The organism is Corynebacterium sp. p3-SID1761 (genome assembly GCF_055862885.1).
Window position 1 is genome coordinate 358,501 of the sequence record NZ_JBSQBJ010000001.1, and the last position, 17,788, is coordinate 376,288.

General features: G+C 57.1%; 18 protein-coding genes. 7 read left to right on the forward strand and 11 right to left on the reverse strand.

Annotated elements, in window-relative coordinates:
- The first annotated feature begins 76 nt into the window (after window positions 1-76).
- Window positions 77-916, forward strand: a complete 840-nt coding sequence (locus tag ACWXWJ_RS01650) for a hypothetical protein (protein ID WP_473963342.1) — start codon at window positions 77-79, stop codon at window positions 914-916.
- Window positions 917-1,038: 122 nt separating this feature from the next.
- Here the strand turns inward: ACWXWJ_RS01650 and ACWXWJ_RS01655 are convergent, their stop codons facing one another.
- From ACWXWJ_RS01655 to ACWXWJ_RS01695, 9 genes are all read right to left on the reverse strand, one after another.
- Window positions 1,039-1,269 (reverse strand): hypothetical protein, encoded by a 231-nt coding sequence (locus ACWXWJ_RS01655; protein ID WP_473963343.1) that lies wholly within the window; start codon window positions 1,267-1,269, stop codon window positions 1,039-1,041.
- Window positions 1,266-1,637, reverse strand: a complete 372-nt coding sequence (locus ACWXWJ_RS01660; RefSeq protein WP_295646107.1) for a hypothetical protein — start codon at window positions 1,635-1,637, stop codon at window positions 1,266-1,268. Before ACWXWJ_RS01660 ends, ACWXWJ_RS01655 begins: the two co-directional genes overlap by 4 nt.
- Window positions 1,638-2,063: 426 nt before the next feature.
- Window positions 2,064-2,828, reverse strand: a complete 765-nt coding sequence (locus ACWXWJ_RS01665; protein ID WP_473963344.1) for a hypothetical protein — start codon at window positions 2,826-2,828, stop codon at window positions 2,064-2,066.
- A gap of 38 nt (window positions 2,829-2,866) precedes the next feature.
- Window positions 2,867-3,112 (reverse strand): hypothetical protein, encoded by a 246-nt coding sequence (locus tag ACWXWJ_RS01670; RefSeq protein ID WP_473963345.1) that lies wholly within the window; start codon window positions 3,110-3,112, stop codon window positions 2,867-2,869.
- A 164-nt stretch (window positions 3,113-3,276) separates the two neighbouring features.
- Window positions 3,277-3,759, reverse strand: coding sequence for a hypothetical protein (locus tag ACWXWJ_RS01675; protein ID WP_473963346.1), 483 nt, complete (start codon window positions 3,757-3,759; stop codon window positions 3,277-3,279).
- Between the two features lie 1,452 nt (window positions 3,760-5,211).
- Window positions 5,212-6,522, reverse strand: a complete 1,311-nt coding sequence (locus ACWXWJ_RS01680; RefSeq protein WP_473963347.1) for an SNIPE associated domain-containing protein — start codon at window positions 6,520-6,522, stop codon at window positions 5,212-5,214.
- A 100-nt stretch (window positions 6,523-6,622) separates the two neighbouring features.
- A complete protein-coding gene (locus ACWXWJ_RS01685; protein WP_473963348.1) occupies window positions 6,623-7,003 on the reverse strand; it encodes a hypothetical protein in 381 nt (126 codons plus the stop codon).
- Window positions 7,004-7,563: 560 nt separating this feature from the next.
- Window positions 7,564-9,195, reverse strand: a complete 1,632-nt coding sequence (locus ACWXWJ_RS01690; protein ID WP_034981901.1) for an ABC-F family ATP-binding cassette domain-containing protein — start codon at window positions 9,193-9,195, stop codon at window positions 7,564-7,566.
- Between the two features lie 218 nt (window positions 9,196-9,413).
- Window positions 9,414-10,106, reverse strand: coding sequence for a type I restriction-modification system subunit M N-terminal domain-containing protein (locus ACWXWJ_RS01695; RefSeq protein ID WP_239386591.1), 693 nt, complete (start codon window positions 10,104-10,106; stop codon window positions 9,414-9,416).
- A gap of 327 nt (window positions 10,107-10,433) precedes the next feature.
- On the opposite strand from ACWXWJ_RS01695, the gene ACWXWJ_RS01700 reads away from it, so the two are divergent.
- Window positions 10,434-11,015: a hypothetical protein gene (locus ACWXWJ_RS01700; RefSeq protein ID WP_473963349.1), complete on the forward strand. Its 582-nt coding sequence runs from the start codon at window positions 10,434-10,436 to the stop codon at window positions 11,013-11,015.
- An 85-nt stretch (window positions 11,016-11,100) separates the two neighbouring features.
- Here ACWXWJ_RS01700 and ACWXWJ_RS01705 read toward each other — a convergent pair whose 3' ends face one another.
- Window positions 11,101-11,247 (reverse strand): type II toxin-antitoxin system Phd/YefM family antitoxin, encoded by a 147-nt coding sequence (locus ACWXWJ_RS01705; RefSeq protein WP_141747035.1) that lies wholly within the window; start codon window positions 11,245-11,247, stop codon window positions 11,101-11,103.
- A 120-nt stretch (window positions 11,248-11,367) separates the two neighbouring features.
- Here ACWXWJ_RS01705 and ACWXWJ_RS01710 point away from each other — a divergent pair, with 120 nt between their 5' ends.
- Entirely contained in the window at window positions 11,368-12,966 is a 1,599-nt protein-coding gene (locus tag ACWXWJ_RS01710; protein WP_034967707.1) for a cation:proton antiporter family protein, read from the forward strand.
- On the opposite strand, the gene ACWXWJ_RS01715 is transcribed toward ACWXWJ_RS01710, so the two are convergent.
- Window positions 12,929-14,224: a glycosyltransferase family 87 protein gene (locus ACWXWJ_RS01715; RefSeq protein WP_051879606.1), complete on the reverse strand. Its 1,296-nt coding sequence runs from the start codon at window positions 14,222-14,224 to the stop codon at window positions 12,929-12,931. The two genes, ACWXWJ_RS01710 and ACWXWJ_RS01715, sit on opposite strands and share 38 nt — an antisense overlap.
- Window positions 14,225-14,363: 139 nt before the next feature.
- Between ACWXWJ_RS01715 and ACWXWJ_RS01720 the strand changes: the two genes are divergently transcribed.
- The 4 genes from ACWXWJ_RS01720 to ACWXWJ_RS01735 are packed head-to-tail and all read left to right on the forward strand — an operon-like array spanning window position 14,364 to window position 17,771.
- Entirely contained in the window at window positions 14,364-15,281 is a 918-nt protein-coding gene (locus ACWXWJ_RS01720) for an ABC transporter ATP-binding protein (RefSeq protein ID WP_034967705.1), read from the forward strand.
- Window positions 15,282-15,283: 2 nt separating this feature from the next.
- On the forward strand, window positions 15,284-16,045 hold the full coding sequence (locus ACWXWJ_RS01725; RefSeq protein ID WP_034967703.1) for an ABC transporter permease: 762 nt from the start codon (window positions 15,284-15,286) through the stop codon (window positions 16,043-16,045).
- Window positions 16,045-17,172 carry a sensor histidine kinase gene (locus tag ACWXWJ_RS01730; protein WP_034967702.1) on the forward strand — a complete coding sequence of 376 codons (1,128 nt, stop codon included), beginning with the start codon at window positions 16,045-16,047 and terminating at the stop codon, window positions 17,170-17,172. Before ACWXWJ_RS01725 ends, ACWXWJ_RS01730 begins: the two co-directional genes overlap by 1 nt.
- Window positions 17,169-17,771 carry a response regulator transcription factor gene (locus ACWXWJ_RS01735; RefSeq protein WP_034967700.1) on the forward strand — a complete coding sequence of 201 codons (603 nt, stop codon included), beginning with the start codon at window positions 17,169-17,171 and terminating at the stop codon, window positions 17,769-17,771. The genes ACWXWJ_RS01730 and ACWXWJ_RS01735 overlap by 4 nt, the downstream gene beginning before the upstream one ends.
- Window positions 17,772-17,788 lie beyond the last annotated feature (17 nt).

A 17,788-nucleotide genomic window follows, 5' to 3' on the forward strand; every position in this document is an offset into this window, starting at 1 on the left:
ACCCAAGTATAGAATTAGAGCAATCTAGTTTATTCTTAGTTTGAACTTAAGCGCTCGACACAAGAACGGATACTAAGTGAAGATCAAAGCCTCTCTCCTCGCCCTAAGCCTCGCTGCTACGGGAGCTGTTGCTGCCCCGCAGGCCGTTGCACAGGAAGCCGCAACCAAAACGATGGCAGAACTCTACGATCCGAGTTTTGAGGAGCTTTCCCAGCCGTTCGGATCCGATAGCAGGTCTGACAGCAGCGAAGAAATTTCCATCTCCGAAATACCGGAAGATGCCAGAATAGTTCTGCTTCCATCAGTGGAGGAATCTCCCGTTCTTAATCCCAACCATATTCACCACGTTGACGTGTCGGTTGGATCGCCACATTCTCTCAAATTCCTAATCATGAGCCACAATTCTTACCCGGTGGAAGGGGTAGAAGTCACGCCGAAACTTCTTATCACATACCCAGACGGTTCAACGGAGATCGTTCGGCACACCTTCACAGTGAAGCCGTACCAGAAGTACACTCACTCAGTGTATACCCCCCGGAAAGTACTGACCCCAGGAAAGCAGGAAAAGCTCCCGGTACAAGGCCTTCCCAAAGATGCACGTGTAACGCTACTAGAGGCTCCTTCCGAGTGGAACGCCTCGCTAGAAGGCCACACTCTGACCGTCAAACCCGAAACCGAAGGAAAAGGGCAGATCCTTATTAACGTCAATTATCCAGACGGCAGTAGCGAACCAGCAACGCTGAGGTTGTACGCAGGAGAAGGGCAATCAGATTCGTTCCCCGGCTTGGATAACCCTGACAGGCCACGCGGTTCCGGAGCCCCACTTCCGCGCTGGTCTATCGCAATCATCACAGCATCCGTCCTAGCCGTGTTCGGTGGTATCGCTGCCTACCTGCTGCCACATCTAACCCGGTAGCCCACAGCACAACCGTAGAGCGCAAGGTCTCCCTGAGCTTCCGCACCATCCAACCGCGCGGACTAGCCCACCGGGCTAACCCGCGCAAACACACCACCACTAACCGGAACACGGAACACGACTCAGCGAAAAGCCGATTCCAAACGCTGCGCCGGGCTCACACCCAGCAACTCAGCAACCCTCATCACCAAACCAGTATCAGAACTCCCCGAAACATCCTCAACAACCCAGCACAAGTTCTCGAAGAACACACGGTAATCCAGAACATCCACCTCAGCCACCACAGACTCCGGAACAGCAGCAGCAACCTCCCGAGGCTCAACCGGCTTCCTCTTAGTCCAACGAGTAGTCACTTCACACCCCACCGCGCGTTAGCACCAGCCCGGCCAGCGCGAGAACGACGCTCCGAACGAGCCACCTTCTCCTCGTCCGTCTCCGGCAACCCCAACGACTTCAGCAACGAATTCAACACCGTGGTCTGCGCACGAACCTCCGCGATGAACGGATGAATAACAAGCTGCCCCATACTGCCCTTCGCAGTCATCGGAACCACCGCAACCTCCCGCTCTAGCTTGTCGATCTGATCGGCAACCCTTGCAGCACGCTCAAGCAAAGCCAACTTCCCCGGCTCATCAGTGAAATTGAAAGTCGCAGTAATCGAATTCCACAAACCCAAACCAGCATCCCCCAAACCCTCCGGAGGATTGTGCGAAACACCCAATTCAAAAACTCCTTTTCAAAAAATGAATAAAACAATTCGCATAGACGCTTTTCCCCGCAATCACCCCCGATGGAGCGCCCCGGGGCGGGGATATTCCCCCTGCCCCTCCGGTGGCTTTTCCCAGCACTTCCGCTCGCAAGAACTAGTGTGATTAGCGCCTTATTCTGAACTAAACGTCATAGCTGTTTTTGTGCGAAAGCACCTGTTGTTTTGTTGCGGGAGTGTTTTCCGGTTGCGGTGCTAGACCAGCAGTGCGCCTAACCCGCCTGTACTCCCGCGCGGGGTGCGGGGTCTCCCTCCCACTCCCTAGCCCCGGGGTAGCCGGGGAGCCGGGCAGGGCTCCCCCATCCCCCTTCCCCGACAGCCTCCCTGCCCTCAGCGGGGTTGCCCGGGAGAGTGCCCCTCTAACCGGAGGGGCTGCACCTGCTAGGCCAGTACCTCTGTCCTAGCCCGTGCCCACTGTTCGTCGCTCAGCGACTGCCTGCACTCTTCCCATGCCCGGACACTGCTTAGGGCTTGTGCGGGGAGTCGGAACTCTAGGCTGGCTCCCGCGTGCACGGCTTTCAGAAGCACCGGATCTACCTTTCTAAGCGCTTCGTCAGCGCTTCGGGTGTTTGCGAGCTGGATTGTTGCGAAGCTGGAAACAGAGTCCGGCTCAAGAATGAGGAACTCCTTCGCCCACTGTTCATGGTGGAACCATTGCCCCGGGATGTGTTTGCTAATCGTTTGAAGCCAGCGCATCACAGTGTGTAGCTCGGTTACCGCTTCGCACGCGCGCGTGTATGCCTCGAATTTCTCGGGGCTGAACGTCACAACCTGGTTCGCGGTGAACTCTGCGGGGAGTTGTTTCGCGGACGCTTCGTAAGCTTCAGCAGCCTTAGCGAACCGTGGTTCCCACTGCTTCGCGTAATGGTCGAGGTTGTCTGCGACCGTGGCGAGTAGATGCTTTCCAAGGTTGAACCGGGCGGAGTTGTACGCCGTCCGGGCAGCTTCTCCGGAAGCAGCGTTGTAGCGGGCGTTAGCTTCCACTGCCTCGGCTACGGTGCTCGGGTCGTAGAGGCCTTCCCAGCCCGGAGGTTCTGGCATGGCATTCTCGAGCGCGCCACAGCAATCAAGCGCGCGCTGCACCTGCTTCGGGTGCTTAACACCCCAAGAGTTTACTTCGCTCACTGCGAAGGTTGGATCAATCATTGATTCTCACTTTCCGGCCTTCGATTCAAGGCCTTTGATTATCGGTTAATGGTTCTTAAGAGAGCCTCCAACAAGGGGTCTGGCTTTGCTCCCGCTACGGGTGCTCCCATCCCTTGAGAAGGATCTACTGCTGGTTCATGCTTCGTCGCCCCGTTCGTACCGTCCGGAGCATCTTCCTCGATGCTCAACGCTCGACTCAGCACTTCCCTTGCAGATTGTCGCGGGCGAAGGTTGGCTTCCACTGTGGCCAGAACCTTTTGCCCGTTAAGGGGAATGTGTTGCATTGTTTCCTTTCCTCGCTACGTGCAGAACATTGTTTGGTAGTCCTCGAACGACAGGGTTCTGCTCTCTCCTTCGCGGAATGCTCGGAGGCTATCCCGCGGTGGTTCCGGTTCAGGGAAGGGAGAGTTTTTCAGCCCTGGCAAGGCTGGTTGGTTGTATGGGGTGTTCACTTTTCCTCCTTCGGTTCAGCGTGGATGCTTCCTAGCAAGTCGATGAAATGTTTCCCTTGCTTCGTGTAGTTTTCGCTCCGGGTGCAGGGCACAATGTTCGTGGCTACGTGCCCCGGGCTATCCGGATTGCACAGGGGAACCAGGTGATCCAGCGAGAACGTTTCCGCTGTTAGCGGTACTCCGGAGTAGACGCTTACGCGGGGGTCTATCCCCCGGTTCGCCCACGATTCGTACAGGGCTTCGACTGTTACGGTTTCAGCCGGTAAGCCTGCCTTTTTAGCTCTGCCGTAACCGGCCATGAGTCTGCACCACACGCTGTTAGTGGCGCGGTACTTCCTCATCCGGGTTACTTCCCGCTCCCGGTTGGCTCGGTAGTAGGCCGTGTGGCACTTCTTGCACAGGGATCGAAAACCCGTACTGCTATCACTGTCGATAACCAGCTTCTCGAAAGGCAGCACTTTTTCGCACTGGTTACACATTTGCGCTTTCCTGTCCGCGAACTCTTCCCTTAACCAGTTCGGGATTCGCTTGTACTTCCCGCACCGCAGAGCCTTTCTGGCTTTGCGTGTCATCCCGCCGAGCTCGGCAGGGGTTAGTGTGGTCATTCCATTTCCTCTCTCGGGTTAGTGCGCTGCATTGCGCGCACGAAGAAACCCCGGACAATCAACTGCCGGGGTTATGGTTTCTCAATAGCTGGACAACCAGTTCAGCGTTTTTGCGGGTTAATAGCTGGTCTCTGTCCAACTGCAATTCTTGGGCTACCTGGTCTACCCATCCCCGCATTCTCTGTTGCCGGTCTCTGTACCGGCGGTTTGCCCTGTCTTGTGTCTGCTTGATTTTCCCGCACTTGTAGCGGGGAGTTGCATCGGTCATCCCCAAACCCTTTCGATAACGTTAGCGAAATAGAGCATTAAAAAACCTGGGTCTCCGCGAAAGAGACCCAGGCAAACCCAGGAGAAACAACCGGCCAGCGCAAGCCTAGCCGGTGAAGAATGACCCAACCCCCGTCTCGGGATCCATCAAACAAAGGGATTGCTCAAGAATCCCGTTCAACCGTTGGCTCGAGCACAGCCAACGATCCAACGCGACACTTGAGTTACCATTCCCCGAGGGGCATCGGATTAAAGCTAGCCGTCCCTCGAAAGGACGGCTCTCCTACGGCTACTCCAATCACCCGGCAACCGTTCCCGGCGGTTGCTCGAAAACCAACCCACGGTTACTCCTCTCCGGCGGAGTAACCAAAAAGCGTTTGATTACCCCTATATAGAGCAACCGCTACGGCGGTTGCGATAAGAGCGAGCCAGTAAGGCTCGCGATACTAAACAGCGAGCCCTGAAGGCTCGCTAAACCTTAGTAAAAAGCAACCCTTGAGGGGTTGCTGTTAAGAGCGAAGAGGAACAACGGAGAGTTGTTACTCTGATGCTCGGCCTTGATGGCCTCGCTCAGCGAGCGGGAGTGAGCACGTTCAGGGCTCGCTTACGCTCGCCCTTCACTTAGTAGATAGGTGAAACATTGACGAGTCAAAGCCGTTTTGTGACGAAGCTCACACGCTTAGAGAGGAAAGCCACCCCCGTACGGGTGGGTAGTGAAACATGGAATCCGTACACAAACTTGCAGCCGCAATCACCCCCGGTGCTCCTGGCCGGGGTTGGGGTATCCCCCCTGGGGTGGATTGTGCCGTTGACCTGGGGTTTTGCGGTGCTCGGGTTGTGCGCTGGTCGGGGCTGGAGCCGGGGGAAGTTACAGGTTCTAGGCCGGGGCGTGGTGGTGTGTTTGTGCTGGTCATCGGGGTAAAGCCGGGGCGAAGCGGGCGCAGAAGCAGCAGCGCAAACAGCAGCAGCTCCTAGCGCGCTACCCGGTGCAGCGGGTAGTGGTGGTGGGGAGTACCCCCAAGGGGTAGACAGGCCGATTTAAAAAGAATATGTAGCGGATTAATAATCCTCTTTTCGCATAGCCTGGGATAGCCTAAACTGCTCAGCGTCAGCAGTTTCTTTGTACTCCAATACGCTTCCGTCAATCTGGGATAGAACCTCTTTTACCTCCGCTGGTGTAGTGTAAAAGAATTCCCTTCGATTATTGACCAGATTTACTTTCTTCTTTGCAAAATGCCGGTGCAGTTCCGCTTCTACCCCAACAGCGTCATCCGAGAAATGAAGGGTGTGAACATCAAAATTAAAAGGAACCGAAGCATCGCCCAATTCCCTCACCCTATCCTCCGGGGTAAGCCGTCGAGTCATGCCAATCTTGACGATATTCTCACCGAAGCTACCGACGTTTGAAATGACATAAACATACCCCGCTCGAACATTAGCAGCACGGTAGTCCACATCTTCAATTCCTTTTCGAACTTCCGACAACTTACTTTCTAAGATCTCGGCTTCGTCATCGCGACCGTCGGCGCGCAGCTTCTTAATCGCGTTTTGGTAGTGGCTCTCTTCTTTTTCCAGGCGTTTACGCTCGGCCTCCATCTCCTGCTGCGCCTTCTTCTCTTCACGCAGACGAGCTCTTTCTTCGCGTTCAGCTTCCTTGGCTGCCTGTTTTGCCTGCAAGTGCTCGTATGTGAGTCTGAGCTCCCTCATCCGGAGCTGATGATAAGTATCGCTAATCCGGATCGAAGCCATATCCCCCATGCGCGCCACCTCGTTCTTAGCTCGCTCGAGGCGCTTTTCTGCAGCTGCGATATTTCCAGCTTTCAGCCGGGTAATTGCATTTTCCACCTCAGCATTATAAGAACGGAGCGCAATCTTTGAAAGTTTATTTACAAAAGTACGCCCTTTAGCTTGAGAGTTGTTGTAGGAAAAAGTAGAAGCGCTCAAAACTGCTCTTTTATTCTTTACAACAGTCTTAATTTCGCCACGAATGTATTCAAGCTTGTTAGCAAGCCGTACAGATTCTTCAGCCGGGTTCTCGTAGTCATAGAGACCAAACCCTTGGAGCGTAACCTCATCCCGTACATTAACTACAGATTCTTCCAGCGATCGCATTTCTTGTTCAATCTGAAGCTTGCGACCGTTCAGCTCTCCGATCGCTTGTTCGAGACTCATGCGCTGGGAATCCAACTGGTTAAGCTCGAAAATCTTTTGGTTCTTGATCCTCTCGAGCTCTACCACATCCCCGCCACCCGAAGATCGGAAGAGCGCTTCAAGATTCTGCAGCTGGTTTTGAAGATCTACGACCTGGTGCCGAAGCTGTTCATTCTCTTTCTTCGCTGCACGACCGAACATCCTAACTTCCACTCCCATTCAATCGGTTTCTATCGAGTATAGGCCTCCCCCCATGCTGGCAGCAGAGGACAAGCGCCACCGGCGGAATATTCGAGCCCTGGCGGAGCTGTAAAGGAAGCTAATGCAGCGCGTACCGGGAGATTGAAACGTGGTTCCCGAAGAACTCAGGATTGTAGCCAACGCTCGTTTCCAGCAGAGGCAGTTCAAGGTTGCTTATCAACTCTTCCAGATCCGCTACCCCGTCACCCGAACCAGCTTCGAGACTCACCACGGTCTCTAGCACACCCTGCCGTACCTCAGCCCAGAGCATGCCCGGGTAGTTGAACACCACCCCGTCCTCTGCTTCTCGAACCATCAGTTCCGGCAACAGGTTCAGCAGTAGCTCGCCTTCCAGCTCGGAAAGCTCCCCGTTGTAGATCATTGTGTCTACGAGCTCTTCCGGGGTGATCCCTAGTTCAACAGCTGCCTTGTGAAGCGAGATTTTCTGTTCGTCAGACACTCTTAGCCCCCTTGTTGTTGCACGTATGTTGCACGCGACCGTGTAGCATGTAAAGCACACTAGAGTATGTTACACGGAAATACCTTCTGAACAGTGTTTTTGCTTCAGTTTTTGGTTTGGTAGGGGTCGCAGGTTCAAATCCTGTCAGTCCGACCAATTTCATTATTCTGGGGGGCATGACCTCACCATCACCACAGAAAAAGAACAACTCTCCTTGGTGCAGGTATTGGGCTGGCACTGACCTACAAAGAATAACTAAGGCTTCTTTACATATGGCAGGCCTTCGATCACTTCGTCGTTATCAAAAATGACTGAGCGACCGCATCTAAGGCAACCCGTTGTGACGCTCGGTCCACGAGGTTGTTGACTTTGATTCCGGCAAGCAGCTCCTCGGCACTTCCAAGGGTGCTCCCCCGACGCCACCGGCAAAGCCCACACCGCCCTCACCCAAGCCCTCCGTCTATATCGACGCCCTCGCCGACGCGGTAATCCGAGGCGAGTACGCCAAGGTCGACAAGAAAGGAACTCTGACCTTCACATTTAGGGAGGACTCCCAAGTCTCATGTCGATGCTGACTGGTGAACAGAAGTGAGGTGGAGATGACGTCCGTGCCAATGTTCAATCAGCCAACGGTCATGACTGGCGATGATGAGAGTTCCTCGCCAGTCCCGTAGCGCGTTCTCGAGTGCATCCATCGATTCCAAATCAAGGTAGTTAGTTGGCTCATCAATGATCAACAAAGCTGGCTGTTTCGCTAGGGCGACTGCAAATTGAGCCCGGCGTTGATTCCCTGCAGACAAGTTCACGATGGGAGTGCTCCACATTGAAGGATGCAGAATTCCTTTTCCAGCCTCGCCGACGCCATCTTGCCACCTCTCCGAGTCAAATCCTGCAATTGAACCATCAGGAAGCGTCTGCGGCACCACGCCGACGGGATCATCACGGGTGAGGGTGCCACTGTTCATAGTCCCCTCGGGTGCGTTTCCTGTGGCGATCCAGTTAAGCAGGGTTGATTTACCCGCCCCGTTTTCTCCTGTCACGAGGAGGTGCTCGCCTCGCCCTAAATCGAACGTAACCGGCAAAAGCCGACCTGCCACTGTCGCATCTCTGAGCGAGACGGCCAAACCAGTTCCGGGGTCAATCTTGAGGGAGGGGAACGCCAGGTTGTAGTGGCGGGGTTTCCGTATCTCTCGCTCTGAAATGCGTTCCAGGCGGACGTCGTCACTTCGGGTTCTTTTTGCCGATGTGGCTGCTGCGCGATCGGTGAAGAACTTCTTCTCTTTGCGAGTTGCGGTTTCAACCCGAACCCCACCACGGGCGATCTTCATGCTTTCGCGCCGATGCTCGTGTAGCTCGCGTTTCTCAGCTTGCTGTGCGGCGTGGATCTGTCGGTGTTTTGCACGGGCAGTCTTCTTCGCCAGCAGGTAGTGCGTGTAGTCCCCTGCGTTGCGGTACAAGCCCACGACCTTCTGTCCGTCCGCTTTGGCGAGTTCTTGCCAAACGGTGATGTCCATGTCGTAGATGGCAGTGGCGGTGTCGTTGATGAAAGATCTGTCGTGGCTCGTAGCGAGCACAGGGCCGTTCCAGTTCTTGACAACACCAGTGAGGAAATCGGCTGCTTCATGATCGAGATGATTGGTCGGCTCGTCTAGGATCAACACCTCAGGTCGCATCATCAGCAGGGTAGCCAGTTTCAGGCGTGCACGCTGACCTGGCGAAAGGGTCTGCATCATTCGATTGCTTCCCGACCCCATGAAATCTACGAGTCCCAGTCCTGCGAGTGTTTCATTCACTCGTGCATCCAACGACCACACATCAAGGGCGTTCAACCGGGCAAGAAGTTGGTCAAACTCCATTGCTAGATGAGTGTCTCCCGCTGCCATGGCTTCTGTGGCTTGGTCGAAGCGCGTGAGTAGCTCATTAAACGGTTTAAGCGCCGAGTCAAGGAATTGCGCAACGCTGCCGTCGAAAGACTCTGGATCGGGAACGTGCTGAGGAACAGGCCCAGAAACAATTCGGCCCGAATCAGGCGTCAACTCACCAGTGAGGACCCTTAACAGGGTGGATTTGCCGACCCCGTTCGGGCCAATCAAAAAGGCGCGTTCACCGTTTGGCACATGCAAACTCACACGGTCGAGAATGAGGCGGGAGCCGAATGAAAAAGAAATAGAATCGAGCAAAATTTCGGGCATAGTAATCTCCAATAGGAAGAAGTAACTTCAGTCACGTCTCAGCAGAGCTGAGTGGAGATCACATGTTCACCGGAATTACACGCTCCTCGGTTCGGGTAGGTCGTCAGTCGACGAATCCAGTCTAATTATACGCGATTATACGCGATTCGCTGAGACTCAAGCGGCTCCGTAATAGGGGCGAAACGCTGAATTGACCAGCTGCCTCCGTTTTGAACCAATCAGACGACCAAAACGCAGTTCGCACGCATTTGTATCCGTCGTGGCAAGAAAGTTTCGTACACGGTGCGTGAAGCACCGTCCGAGGCCAGTCCGATGTCGTCGGAAGCGAAAAGAATATCCACCATGAGCCGGATCGCGTCACGCGGTGTGTAGAACGCACCCGCGGCCTTGCCTTTTGTGTCGAAGGCCTTGTACATGACGTGCTCGAAGAGGTCACCCATCTGGGCATCCGGCAGCGCCTCCATGCTCATGTCGATGGTGGCGAAGTGTTTGACCACCGGCCACAGACGAGAAGCGCTATCGAGGGTCTTCATCTTCACCGCGAAATCGAAGGCATCCCACACATCGCGGACGGAGGCCGAGAACGCGCCGACGTAGTCCATCAGCGCCTCATATACGTGATCGTCGAGCTGGGCGATCCTCGTCAGGTCCAGGCGAGAAGAGTTATAGAAGGAAAGGCCAAAACGGGCCTGTACCTCCCAATCGATCATCTCGTCACTGAAGCCCTCCTCCTGGAGACTCCATACCAGGTCGAGAACTTCGTCTTTGGTCGGCGCGAGAATGCACTCGAGACGACGCAGCACCGTCATCGGCAGAATATAGTCTCCGTAATCTTCAGGTTCGACGATGGAGCGCAGAAACTTGTCTGCTGTGTTCCAAACGGCGGACTGATTGAGTTCCGCTGTACTCATCCGGGCATGCCTCCTTGGGCCGAAAGTCTCAGTGCCCCTACGGTAAACGCACTGTCCAAAATCGTTCTCGAGACACGCACGCGCTGCCTCGCCTTCTAGTGCATCACCCCCGATAGACACCGTGCTGTCACCCTCGAACGAAATATCGAACAACTTCAATCTTTCAAGCCTTGCTGTCTTGTCTTATAAACCACCCTTAGCCACCGCCCCCACTCTCTAACGTGCTGCACCTACCCCACTTCACTACTTCAAGGTTTAAGAGCGACCTCCCACCCCAGTGTCAACCACTAGTTGACACCTCCGTCAACCTATGGTTGACTTACGGGCATGGATCCATTGACAAATATCCGACACACACTGCAAGCAGTCAGCCTCGCCGAACACGAATTGGAAGATGCCGTCTCGCAAGCAAGGAACGCGGGACATTCATGGGCAGACATTGGGCAAGCGCTCAATGTTTCCCGTCAGGCAGCCTTCAAACGATTCGGTGCGGTGCGAAACCCCTTTACAGGAGAAACCATGGCCCCAGTATCAACCAAAGATCTCCCAGAGATTTCCGACAAGCTCATTCGCCACATTTCCAAGGGCGAAGAAGCAGAAACCATTGAAATGCTCGATCCGCACATCCGTGAGGACCTCCCCGTCATCGTGGACGTGTGGACATCAATCCTGACCGACTTTGGCGAACTCCAGGAGATCACCGACCAGACGATCGTGCCGATCAAGGGAGACCGCAACGCGACACCAGCGTCAGAAGCACTCTCCACAAAAAGCACGGGCACATCGGTCGTCGTCTCGACGCTCAACCACGAAGCCGGCGAACTGATGTCTCGGATCGCCGTCAGCAGAGAGGGCACGGTCGTTGGCGTTCTTTTCTTGACGCCCGATGCCACGGACTACCCGTTCTAAGTCAGCTCCCGTAGTGGTAGCGGCGATCCGCCGTCTGCCACCACAAATAGTCCCCCCAAGGCAGACTCATCTCAAACGAGAATCATTAGTCCTCAATGAGGGCGTGGTGGGCGCCGCGCCCCCGCTCCAGGTTCTCGATGGAACCGAGGAGGCGGCGAGCGTTCTCGGGAGAGCGCAAAAGGTAGGCAGTTTCCCGCAGTGATTCATACTCGGTATAGCTAATCGGCTTCACAGCGCACCTCCTGTCCTGAAAACCGCCGCAGGTCGTGTGCCTTCAATACTATCTGCCCCACTCGGGGTAGAAATCGCCTCCATTGGCGAGTTACCAGCCCCTGTGAGGTAGACTACATCCATGGAGCTCTTGCTGATTTACCTCGGTGTGGTCTTCGTTTGTGGCCTCATTGCTTGGGCCGTGCGGCTCCCACCCCTTATTGGCTTCCTCGCAGCCGGTTTCGCGCTCCACGCGGCCGGTGTGGAACACGTTGATTCCCTGGACCTTTTCGCCGATATCGGTGTGACCCTCATGCTCTTCGCCATCGGCCTACGCCTGGATCTTCGCGCGCTGACGGATAAGGCAGTCTGGCTCACCGCGAGCGCTCATGTTCTCGTGATGACGCTTATTGGTGCTGGCTTCATCACCGGCCTCGGCGCCCTCGGTGCCTTCGGCCCCACCGATTTCTCCGTGGCCGTAAATATCGCTCTGGTCTTGAGTTTCTCCAGCACCATCGTCGTCATCAAGATCCTGCAGGACCGAGGCGACGAGCAAGCCCTCTACGGCAACATCTGCGTCGGCGTGCTGATCATGCAGGACATTCTGGCCGTCGCGTTCATGAGCATCCTTCGGGGCGAACCGCCACGCCTGGCCTCCCTGCTGCTAGTCGCCATTGTCCCGCTGCTGGCATTGACCACCCGCCGTTGGTACAAGCTCGGCCACGGCGAGCTTGGCTCCCTGTTCGGCATCGTTATGGCATTGCTGCCGGGTTACGCACTCTTCGAATGGGTGGGGCTCTCCGGTAGCCTCGGAGCCCTCATCATGGGCGTGGTTCTCTCCCGCTCCCCCGGCGCAGAACAACTCAGCCACTCCCTGTTTACCCTCAAGGAGCTACTGCTGGTTGGCTTCTTCGTCAACATCGGCTTCCTGGGTCTACCAAACCTGCAAAACCTCGCCGACGCTGCCCTGTTGCTCATTCTGCTGCCCGTCCAAGGCATCGCCTACTGGGCGATCCTGTGGGGCCTCGGACTGCGCAATCGCACCTCCGTTCTCGCTTCACTATTGTTGGCGAACTACTCGGAGTTCGCGCTCATTATCGCTGCTCTCGGAGTAAGTGACGGTTGGCTCAACCAGCGCTGGCTGCTTTCCCTAGTACTCGCGGTATCCCTCAGCTTCGTCATTTCCGCAATTCTGAACCCGCAGAGTGTCTCGCGGGCAACACGCCTGGCAAAGCGCCTCCCGACGCGCCCGCCGCACAAGATCCACCCAGAGGATCGCCCCATCAAACTCGGCGATGCCCACGCCCTGGTTCTCGGCGTGGGCCGCCTGGGGGTGTCTTGCTACAACGAACTCACCGAGGTCTACGGCACGAAGGTCTTGGGCGTGGAGCACGACCCCGCCCGAGTGCGCCACCTGCAGGAGCGCGGTTACAACGTTGTGGAGGGCGACGCCACAGATATCGACTTCTGGGAGCGTGTGAAGGACAGCCACCAGATCGACATGATCATGCTTGCCATGCCCGCCCAGCACGCCAACGTAGACGCAGTAAAGGAGATTTTTGCCTCCAACATCAATCCGGAGGAATGCACCATCAGTTCAGTGGCCATGTACCGCGAGGATGTCGAGGAACTCGAAGAACTTGGGATCAACGTTGTTGTCCACCTTCAGGACGGTGCCGGCGAATCCCTCGCCGAACGCACCTTTACAGAGAATCAGCAGCGTCGCGCTCGGTCCCAGTAGCACGGCGGTCCGTGAAATACCGCACCGCATAGTACGCCGCAGCCACCACGACGAAGGCCACGCCCAGGAAGGTGAAGGCGCCCTGCCACAGCGGGTTATCGTGAGCCACGCCCTGGCCGAAGAAGCCGAACCTGCGGGACGTGGCGTTGCTGACGAAAGGCAGGAACACCACCGTCAATACCGCCACCACTGCGAAGCTCAGGAGCTGCTCAACAACCCAGCCCAGCACTCCCTTCACCTTGTCTGAGACCGCCTGTACCAGCCGGAACCCGGCGTCCAGAAAAACGACAAAGAGCGGTACCAAGAACACCCAGTGGTGATACCAGCTAAACGGCGAGATGATGCAGGCGACAACGCCGCCGAGGGCCATAATCATCGAGTAGTTACCGCGACGGTAGCAGCCCAGGACCACGATGCTGTACAGCACCACGATGGCGACAACGCCGACGAGCCACAGCACCGTGTTGTCGTAACCGAGGCGGTGCAAGACTGCGCCGAGGGACTGCGCGCCGGGATTGTCCTCGCCGCCGATGCGCTGGGTTTCGAAGATCTTGGTCTGCCAGAAAGACTTGGCGTCCGGGACGAACAGGAAGCCAATGACGACGGTCGCGAGGATCGTGAGGGTCATGTAGACCATCGCGCGCCAGCGCCTGCCCAGCAACAACGGCAGGTAGAAGAAGACCGGGGTGAGCTTAATGCCGGCGGCCACACCACTGAATACGCCGCCGCCCTTGTTGCCGGTGCGCCTGCGCAGGAAATCCAGGGCAACCAAGCCCATGAGGAAGATGTTGATCTGGCCCCAGAAGAAGGTGCCGAAGACCGGGGCCAGGTGGATAGAAGCGACTAGTGCTGCCAGGGAAACGAGGATTAGCCCCGGGGACCAGGCATAACCACGCTCGCGGAAAACACCGACAATCACCGCGAAAAGCACCAACGCGGTGAGCGCCAACCAGATACTCGCCGCAACCTCGAACGGGGCCAAGGGCAGCACCCTGAAGATCGCGCCGGAAAAGGGCGGATACGTAAAAGGAAGGCCCCCTACGAAAGGCTGGGAGTACAGCTCCTGCCCGCTGTTCAGAGCCACCGCCGCGTTGTAATAGACCTTAAAGTCCGTCGGCCACTTAAAGAGATTTGTGAACCAGGAAGCGCGAGTTTCCGGCAGAGTGAGCCGGTAGACCGCATACGCGGCGAGCAGGGCGAAAGCCACGAACGCGCCGAAAGCGCCCGGCAGCCTCTTGGTGGTGGACTCGGTTTTCACAGCCCCACCTTAAAACGCAGGATGCAAAAACCCGCTTAGGCGGTGCGGGAGTCTGCAAAAAAGGCATGACAAAAGTCATGGTGCAATTCGTGATGAACGGTATGCGCGCCCCCTTCGTCGGCGAAATAACGTGAAAACCATGAGCACAACACAACTGGCACACGCCATAGAAGTAAGCGGAATCAGCAAGACCTTCAACCCACGATCCAACAAACCAGTGCACGCGCTGAAGGACGTAAGCCTCAGCGTTCGCCCGGGCGAGATCATCGCACTGCTCGGCACCAACGGCGCGGGCAAGACCACCCTGGTGGACCTGATCCTGGGGCTTACCTCCCCGACCGCCGGCACCGTGAAGGTCATGGGCCAATCCCCCAAGCAGGCGGTGTACAACCAGAACATCAGCGCACTGATGCAGACCGGTGGCCTGCTCCACGAACTGACAGTGAAGGACACGGTGGAGATGATTGCCGCCGCGTTCCCGGAGCACCTGCCCCTCGACGAGGTCATCGAGCAGGCAAACCTGGAACCCATCTACAAGCGCCGCGTAGGCAAGTGCTCCGGCGGCGAGCAGCAGCGTCTTCGCTTCGCCCTGGCCATCCTCGGCAACCCGGACATCCTCATCCTCGATGAACCCACCGCTGGTATGGACGCCGGCGCACGCCACCGCTTCTGGGACTCCATGAAGCACCAGGCCCAGCTGGGCCGCACGATCATCTTTGCCACCCACTACCTAGAGGAAGCGGACAACTTCGCTCAACGCATCGTGCTGATGAATAAAGGCGAGATCATCGCCGATGGCACCACCGACGAGCTGCGAAACCTGAGCGCCAACCGTGTGGTCAGCGCCGAGTTCCCGGGCGGATTCCCCGAGTTGTCGGGACTTAGGGGCGTCATAAAAAGCGAAGTAAACGGCCGCCGCCTGCGGATGACGACCAACGACTCTGACGCGCTTGCCCGGTACCTGTTGACGGAAACTGACGCCCGCAACCTCGACATCACCAGTCACAGCCTAGAGGACACGTTCCTCGCGCTGACGAACGAACACCAGGAGGCCTAACAATGAGCACCACCCTAAAATTCGCCGGCCACGAGCTACTACGCCTGCGCCGGGACATGACCACCCTGTTCTTCAGCATCGGCATGCCGATCTTCTTCTACCTGCTTTTCGGCGCAATGCAGGAATACGGCGATCAGGAAATGAACGGCGGTAACGTCTCCGCATTCGTCATGCTAGGCATGGCTTTCTACGCCGGAGTGGTAGGCGCAGTTGGCGCGGCGGGATCTGCCGTAACCGATAGCCGCAGCGGATGGGGTAGGCAGCTGGCGCTGACACCCCTGCGTCCCTGGCAGCTCGCCTTCGCCACTACCTTAAGCATCACCGTGCGCGCAGTGCTGCCGATAGCGGCAGTGTTTATTGTCGGCGGGCTGACGAAATCACACATGCAAGTTGACCAGTGGATACTGAGCTTTATCGCATGTGCACTGTGTGCCATCCCCTTCGGATTCTACGGCCTGGCATGGACATTGCTGATCCCCAAAGAAAATACAGTGGCCATCGCCACAGCCTCCATCGTGATTCTCGCCTTCGCGGGCAACGTATTCATGCCACTGAGCGGATCGCTTCTGCAGGTGGGCCGTTTCACTCCGATGTACGGCGCGGTAACGCTGGTTCGCTGGCCGCTGGCAGAAGGCGCACAATTGCTCGATCAAGGGCTGCTGTTCGACCCGATGTGGTACGCCTGGGTTAGCATCGCAATATGGACGGCGATCTTCGTAGGCTTTTGCCTTCTCATGAGCAAGCGAGACAAGGGACGAAGCTAATGCGCCCTTTCGACGGGTTCCGGCTGAACTCCGCCATCTTCGCTTCAATATGGCTGGTATTCCTGGTGCCCGTCGCTCTGCAGGTTTACATGGGGGAAGGATTCTCTACTACGGCGAAAGCCTGGATGACAGTATGCCTGCTGGCTTTCGGCGCGTTCTACTTCTACGCCTTCGGCTCGCTGAAGTACTTCCCCCGTGACTGGGGAACACTTGCGCGGGCACTGCTGCGCTGGGGCATACTGCTAGCCATTGCGTTGGCCAGCGTGCCCGCGATGAAGTCTGGCGCAGTGTCCTTTGCTCCCTACCTGGCCGCGATGTTGGGATTCACGGTGACGCTACGAAAGGCGCTGCCGATCGTGGTGGCAACGGGTGTGCTCGGGACTGTCGCTGTGTGGAACTGGTCGCCGGACGACCTTACCTGGGCTGCATTCACCCTTTTCGGCATGCCGCTGATGCTCGTCGCACTTGGGATCTTCAGCCAATACGATGAATCCCGCCACAAGCTGCGACACGACCTGGACCTGGCGCAGCAACGAGAGGATATCGCAACGGACGTGCACGACCTGTTGGGTCACTCGCTGACGGTTATCAACCTGAAGTCCGAGGTCGCCAGGCGGGCAATGGATAGCAACCCCGAGCAGGCCAAACAGGAGCTCAAGGAGATCAGCGACCTCTCCCGCCTGGCCTTGGCGGAAGTGCGCTCGACAGTCACCCGCATGCGCACACCCACCTTCGCCGGTGAGCTGCAGGCAGCGCGCCGGGCTTTGGAAACTAAGGGCGTCACCGCGCATCTACCCGAACTCCTGAAAGCACCGGGCGCACACGACGCGGTGTTTTCCTGGGGGCTGCGTGAGCTCACGACAAACGTGGTGCGGCACTCCGGGGCGAGCGCGTGCTGGGTGAGCGTCAATGCCCACAAGCTGCAGGTTACCGACGACGGCTGCGGGTTTAACGGTGAAGCCACGCAGGGTACTGGCGGTTTGGCCGGCCTGCGCGAGAGGGTCGAGGTAGCCGGCGGGCAGCTGATCGTACGCCGCGAACGGGGTCTGAGTACGGTGTTGATCGCTATGGAAGGCGACGACAAACTAATCGACGACGGCGCAGTGCCAGAGGAGGCCGCCCGATGAGCATTCGTGTATTACTTGCCGAGGACCAATCACTGGTGCGCGGAGCATTGATCGCGCTGCTCAACGCGGAGCCGGACATCGAAGTCGTTGCCGAATGTGCGACCGGGACTGAGGCCGTGGCTCTCGCGCAGGAGCAGCCCATCGACGTGGCTCTGCTGGACATCGAAATGCCCGGGCTGAACGGCATCGATGCCGCAAAGGAGCTGGCCGGGAATCGGTGCCGCTGCCTGATCGTGACGACATTCGGCAAGGCCGGGTACGTGAAACGTGCCATGGAGGTTGGCGTGGACGGATTCATCGTTAAGGACACGCCTCCCGAGGAGCTCGCCGATGCTATCCGACGGATCCATGCCGGCCTGCGCGTTATCGACCCGACGCTTGCCCAGGAAAGCTTATTGACGCCCGATAATCCCCTTAGTGAACGTGAGACCGAGGTGTGTCAGCAGCTTTTCGAGGGTAAGAGCTCCCCCTCCATCGCCAAGGCGCTGCACCTGTCGCCGGGCACGGTACGAAATCACATTTCCAGCATCATGTCGAAGACGGGTGCAGGCAATCGCTACGAGGCGGCGCACGTGGCGAAGACGAATGGGTGGATTTAGCTCGCCCTGCAGACTAG

What these genes read in the sequence shown, in the direction of transcription:
- ACWXWJ_RS01665 (WP_473963344.1), bottom strand. Translation starts at nt 2,828, where the DNA reads ATGATTGATCCAACCTTCGCAGTGAGCGAAGTAAACTCTTGGGGTGTT.
- ACWXWJ_RS01670 (WP_473963345.1), bottom strand. Translation starts at nt 3,112, where the DNA reads ATGCAACACATTCCCCTTAACGGGCAAAAGGTTCTGGCCACAGTGGAA.
- ACWXWJ_RS01675 (WP_473963346.1), bottom strand. Translation starts at nt 3,759, where the DNA reads ATGTGTAACCAGTGCGAAAAAGTGCTGCCTTTCGAGAAGCTGGTTATC.
- ACWXWJ_RS01680 (WP_473963347.1), bottom strand. Translation starts at nt 6,522, where the DNA reads ATGGGAGTGGAAGTTAGGATGTTCGGTCGTGCAGCGAAGAAAGAGAAT.
- ACWXWJ_RS01690 (WP_034981901.1), bottom strand. Translation starts at nt 9,195, where the DNA reads ATGCCCGAAATTTTGCTCGATTCTATTTCTTTTTCATTCGGCTCCCGC.
- ACWXWJ_RS01695 (WP_239386591.1), bottom strand. Translation starts at nt 10,106, where the DNA reads ATGAGTACAGCGGAACTCAATCAGTCCGCCGTTTGGAACACAGCAGAC.
- ACWXWJ_RS01700 (WP_473963349.1), top strand. Translation starts at nt 10,434, where the DNA reads ATGGATCCATTGACAAATATCCGACACACACTGCAAGCAGTCAGCCTC.
- ACWXWJ_RS01710 (WP_034967707.1), top strand. Translation starts at nt 11,368, where the DNA reads ATGGAGCTCTTGCTGATTTACCTCGGTGTGGTCTTCGTTTGTGGCCTC.
- ACWXWJ_RS01720 (WP_034967705.1), top strand. Translation starts at nt 14,364, where the DNA reads ATGAGCACAACACAACTGGCACACGCCATAGAAGTAAGCGGAATCAGC.
- ACWXWJ_RS01725 (WP_034967703.1), top strand. Translation starts at nt 15,284, where the DNA reads ATGAGCACCACCCTAAAATTCGCCGGCCACGAGCTACTACGCCTGCGC.
- ACWXWJ_RS01730 (WP_034967702.1), top strand. Translation starts at nt 16,045, where the DNA reads ATGCGCCCTTTCGACGGGTTCCGGCTGAACTCCGCCATCTTCGCTTCA.
- ACWXWJ_RS01735 (WP_034967700.1), top strand. Translation starts at nt 17,169, where the DNA reads ATGAGCATTCGTGTATTACTTGCCGAGGACCAATCACTGGTGCGCGGA.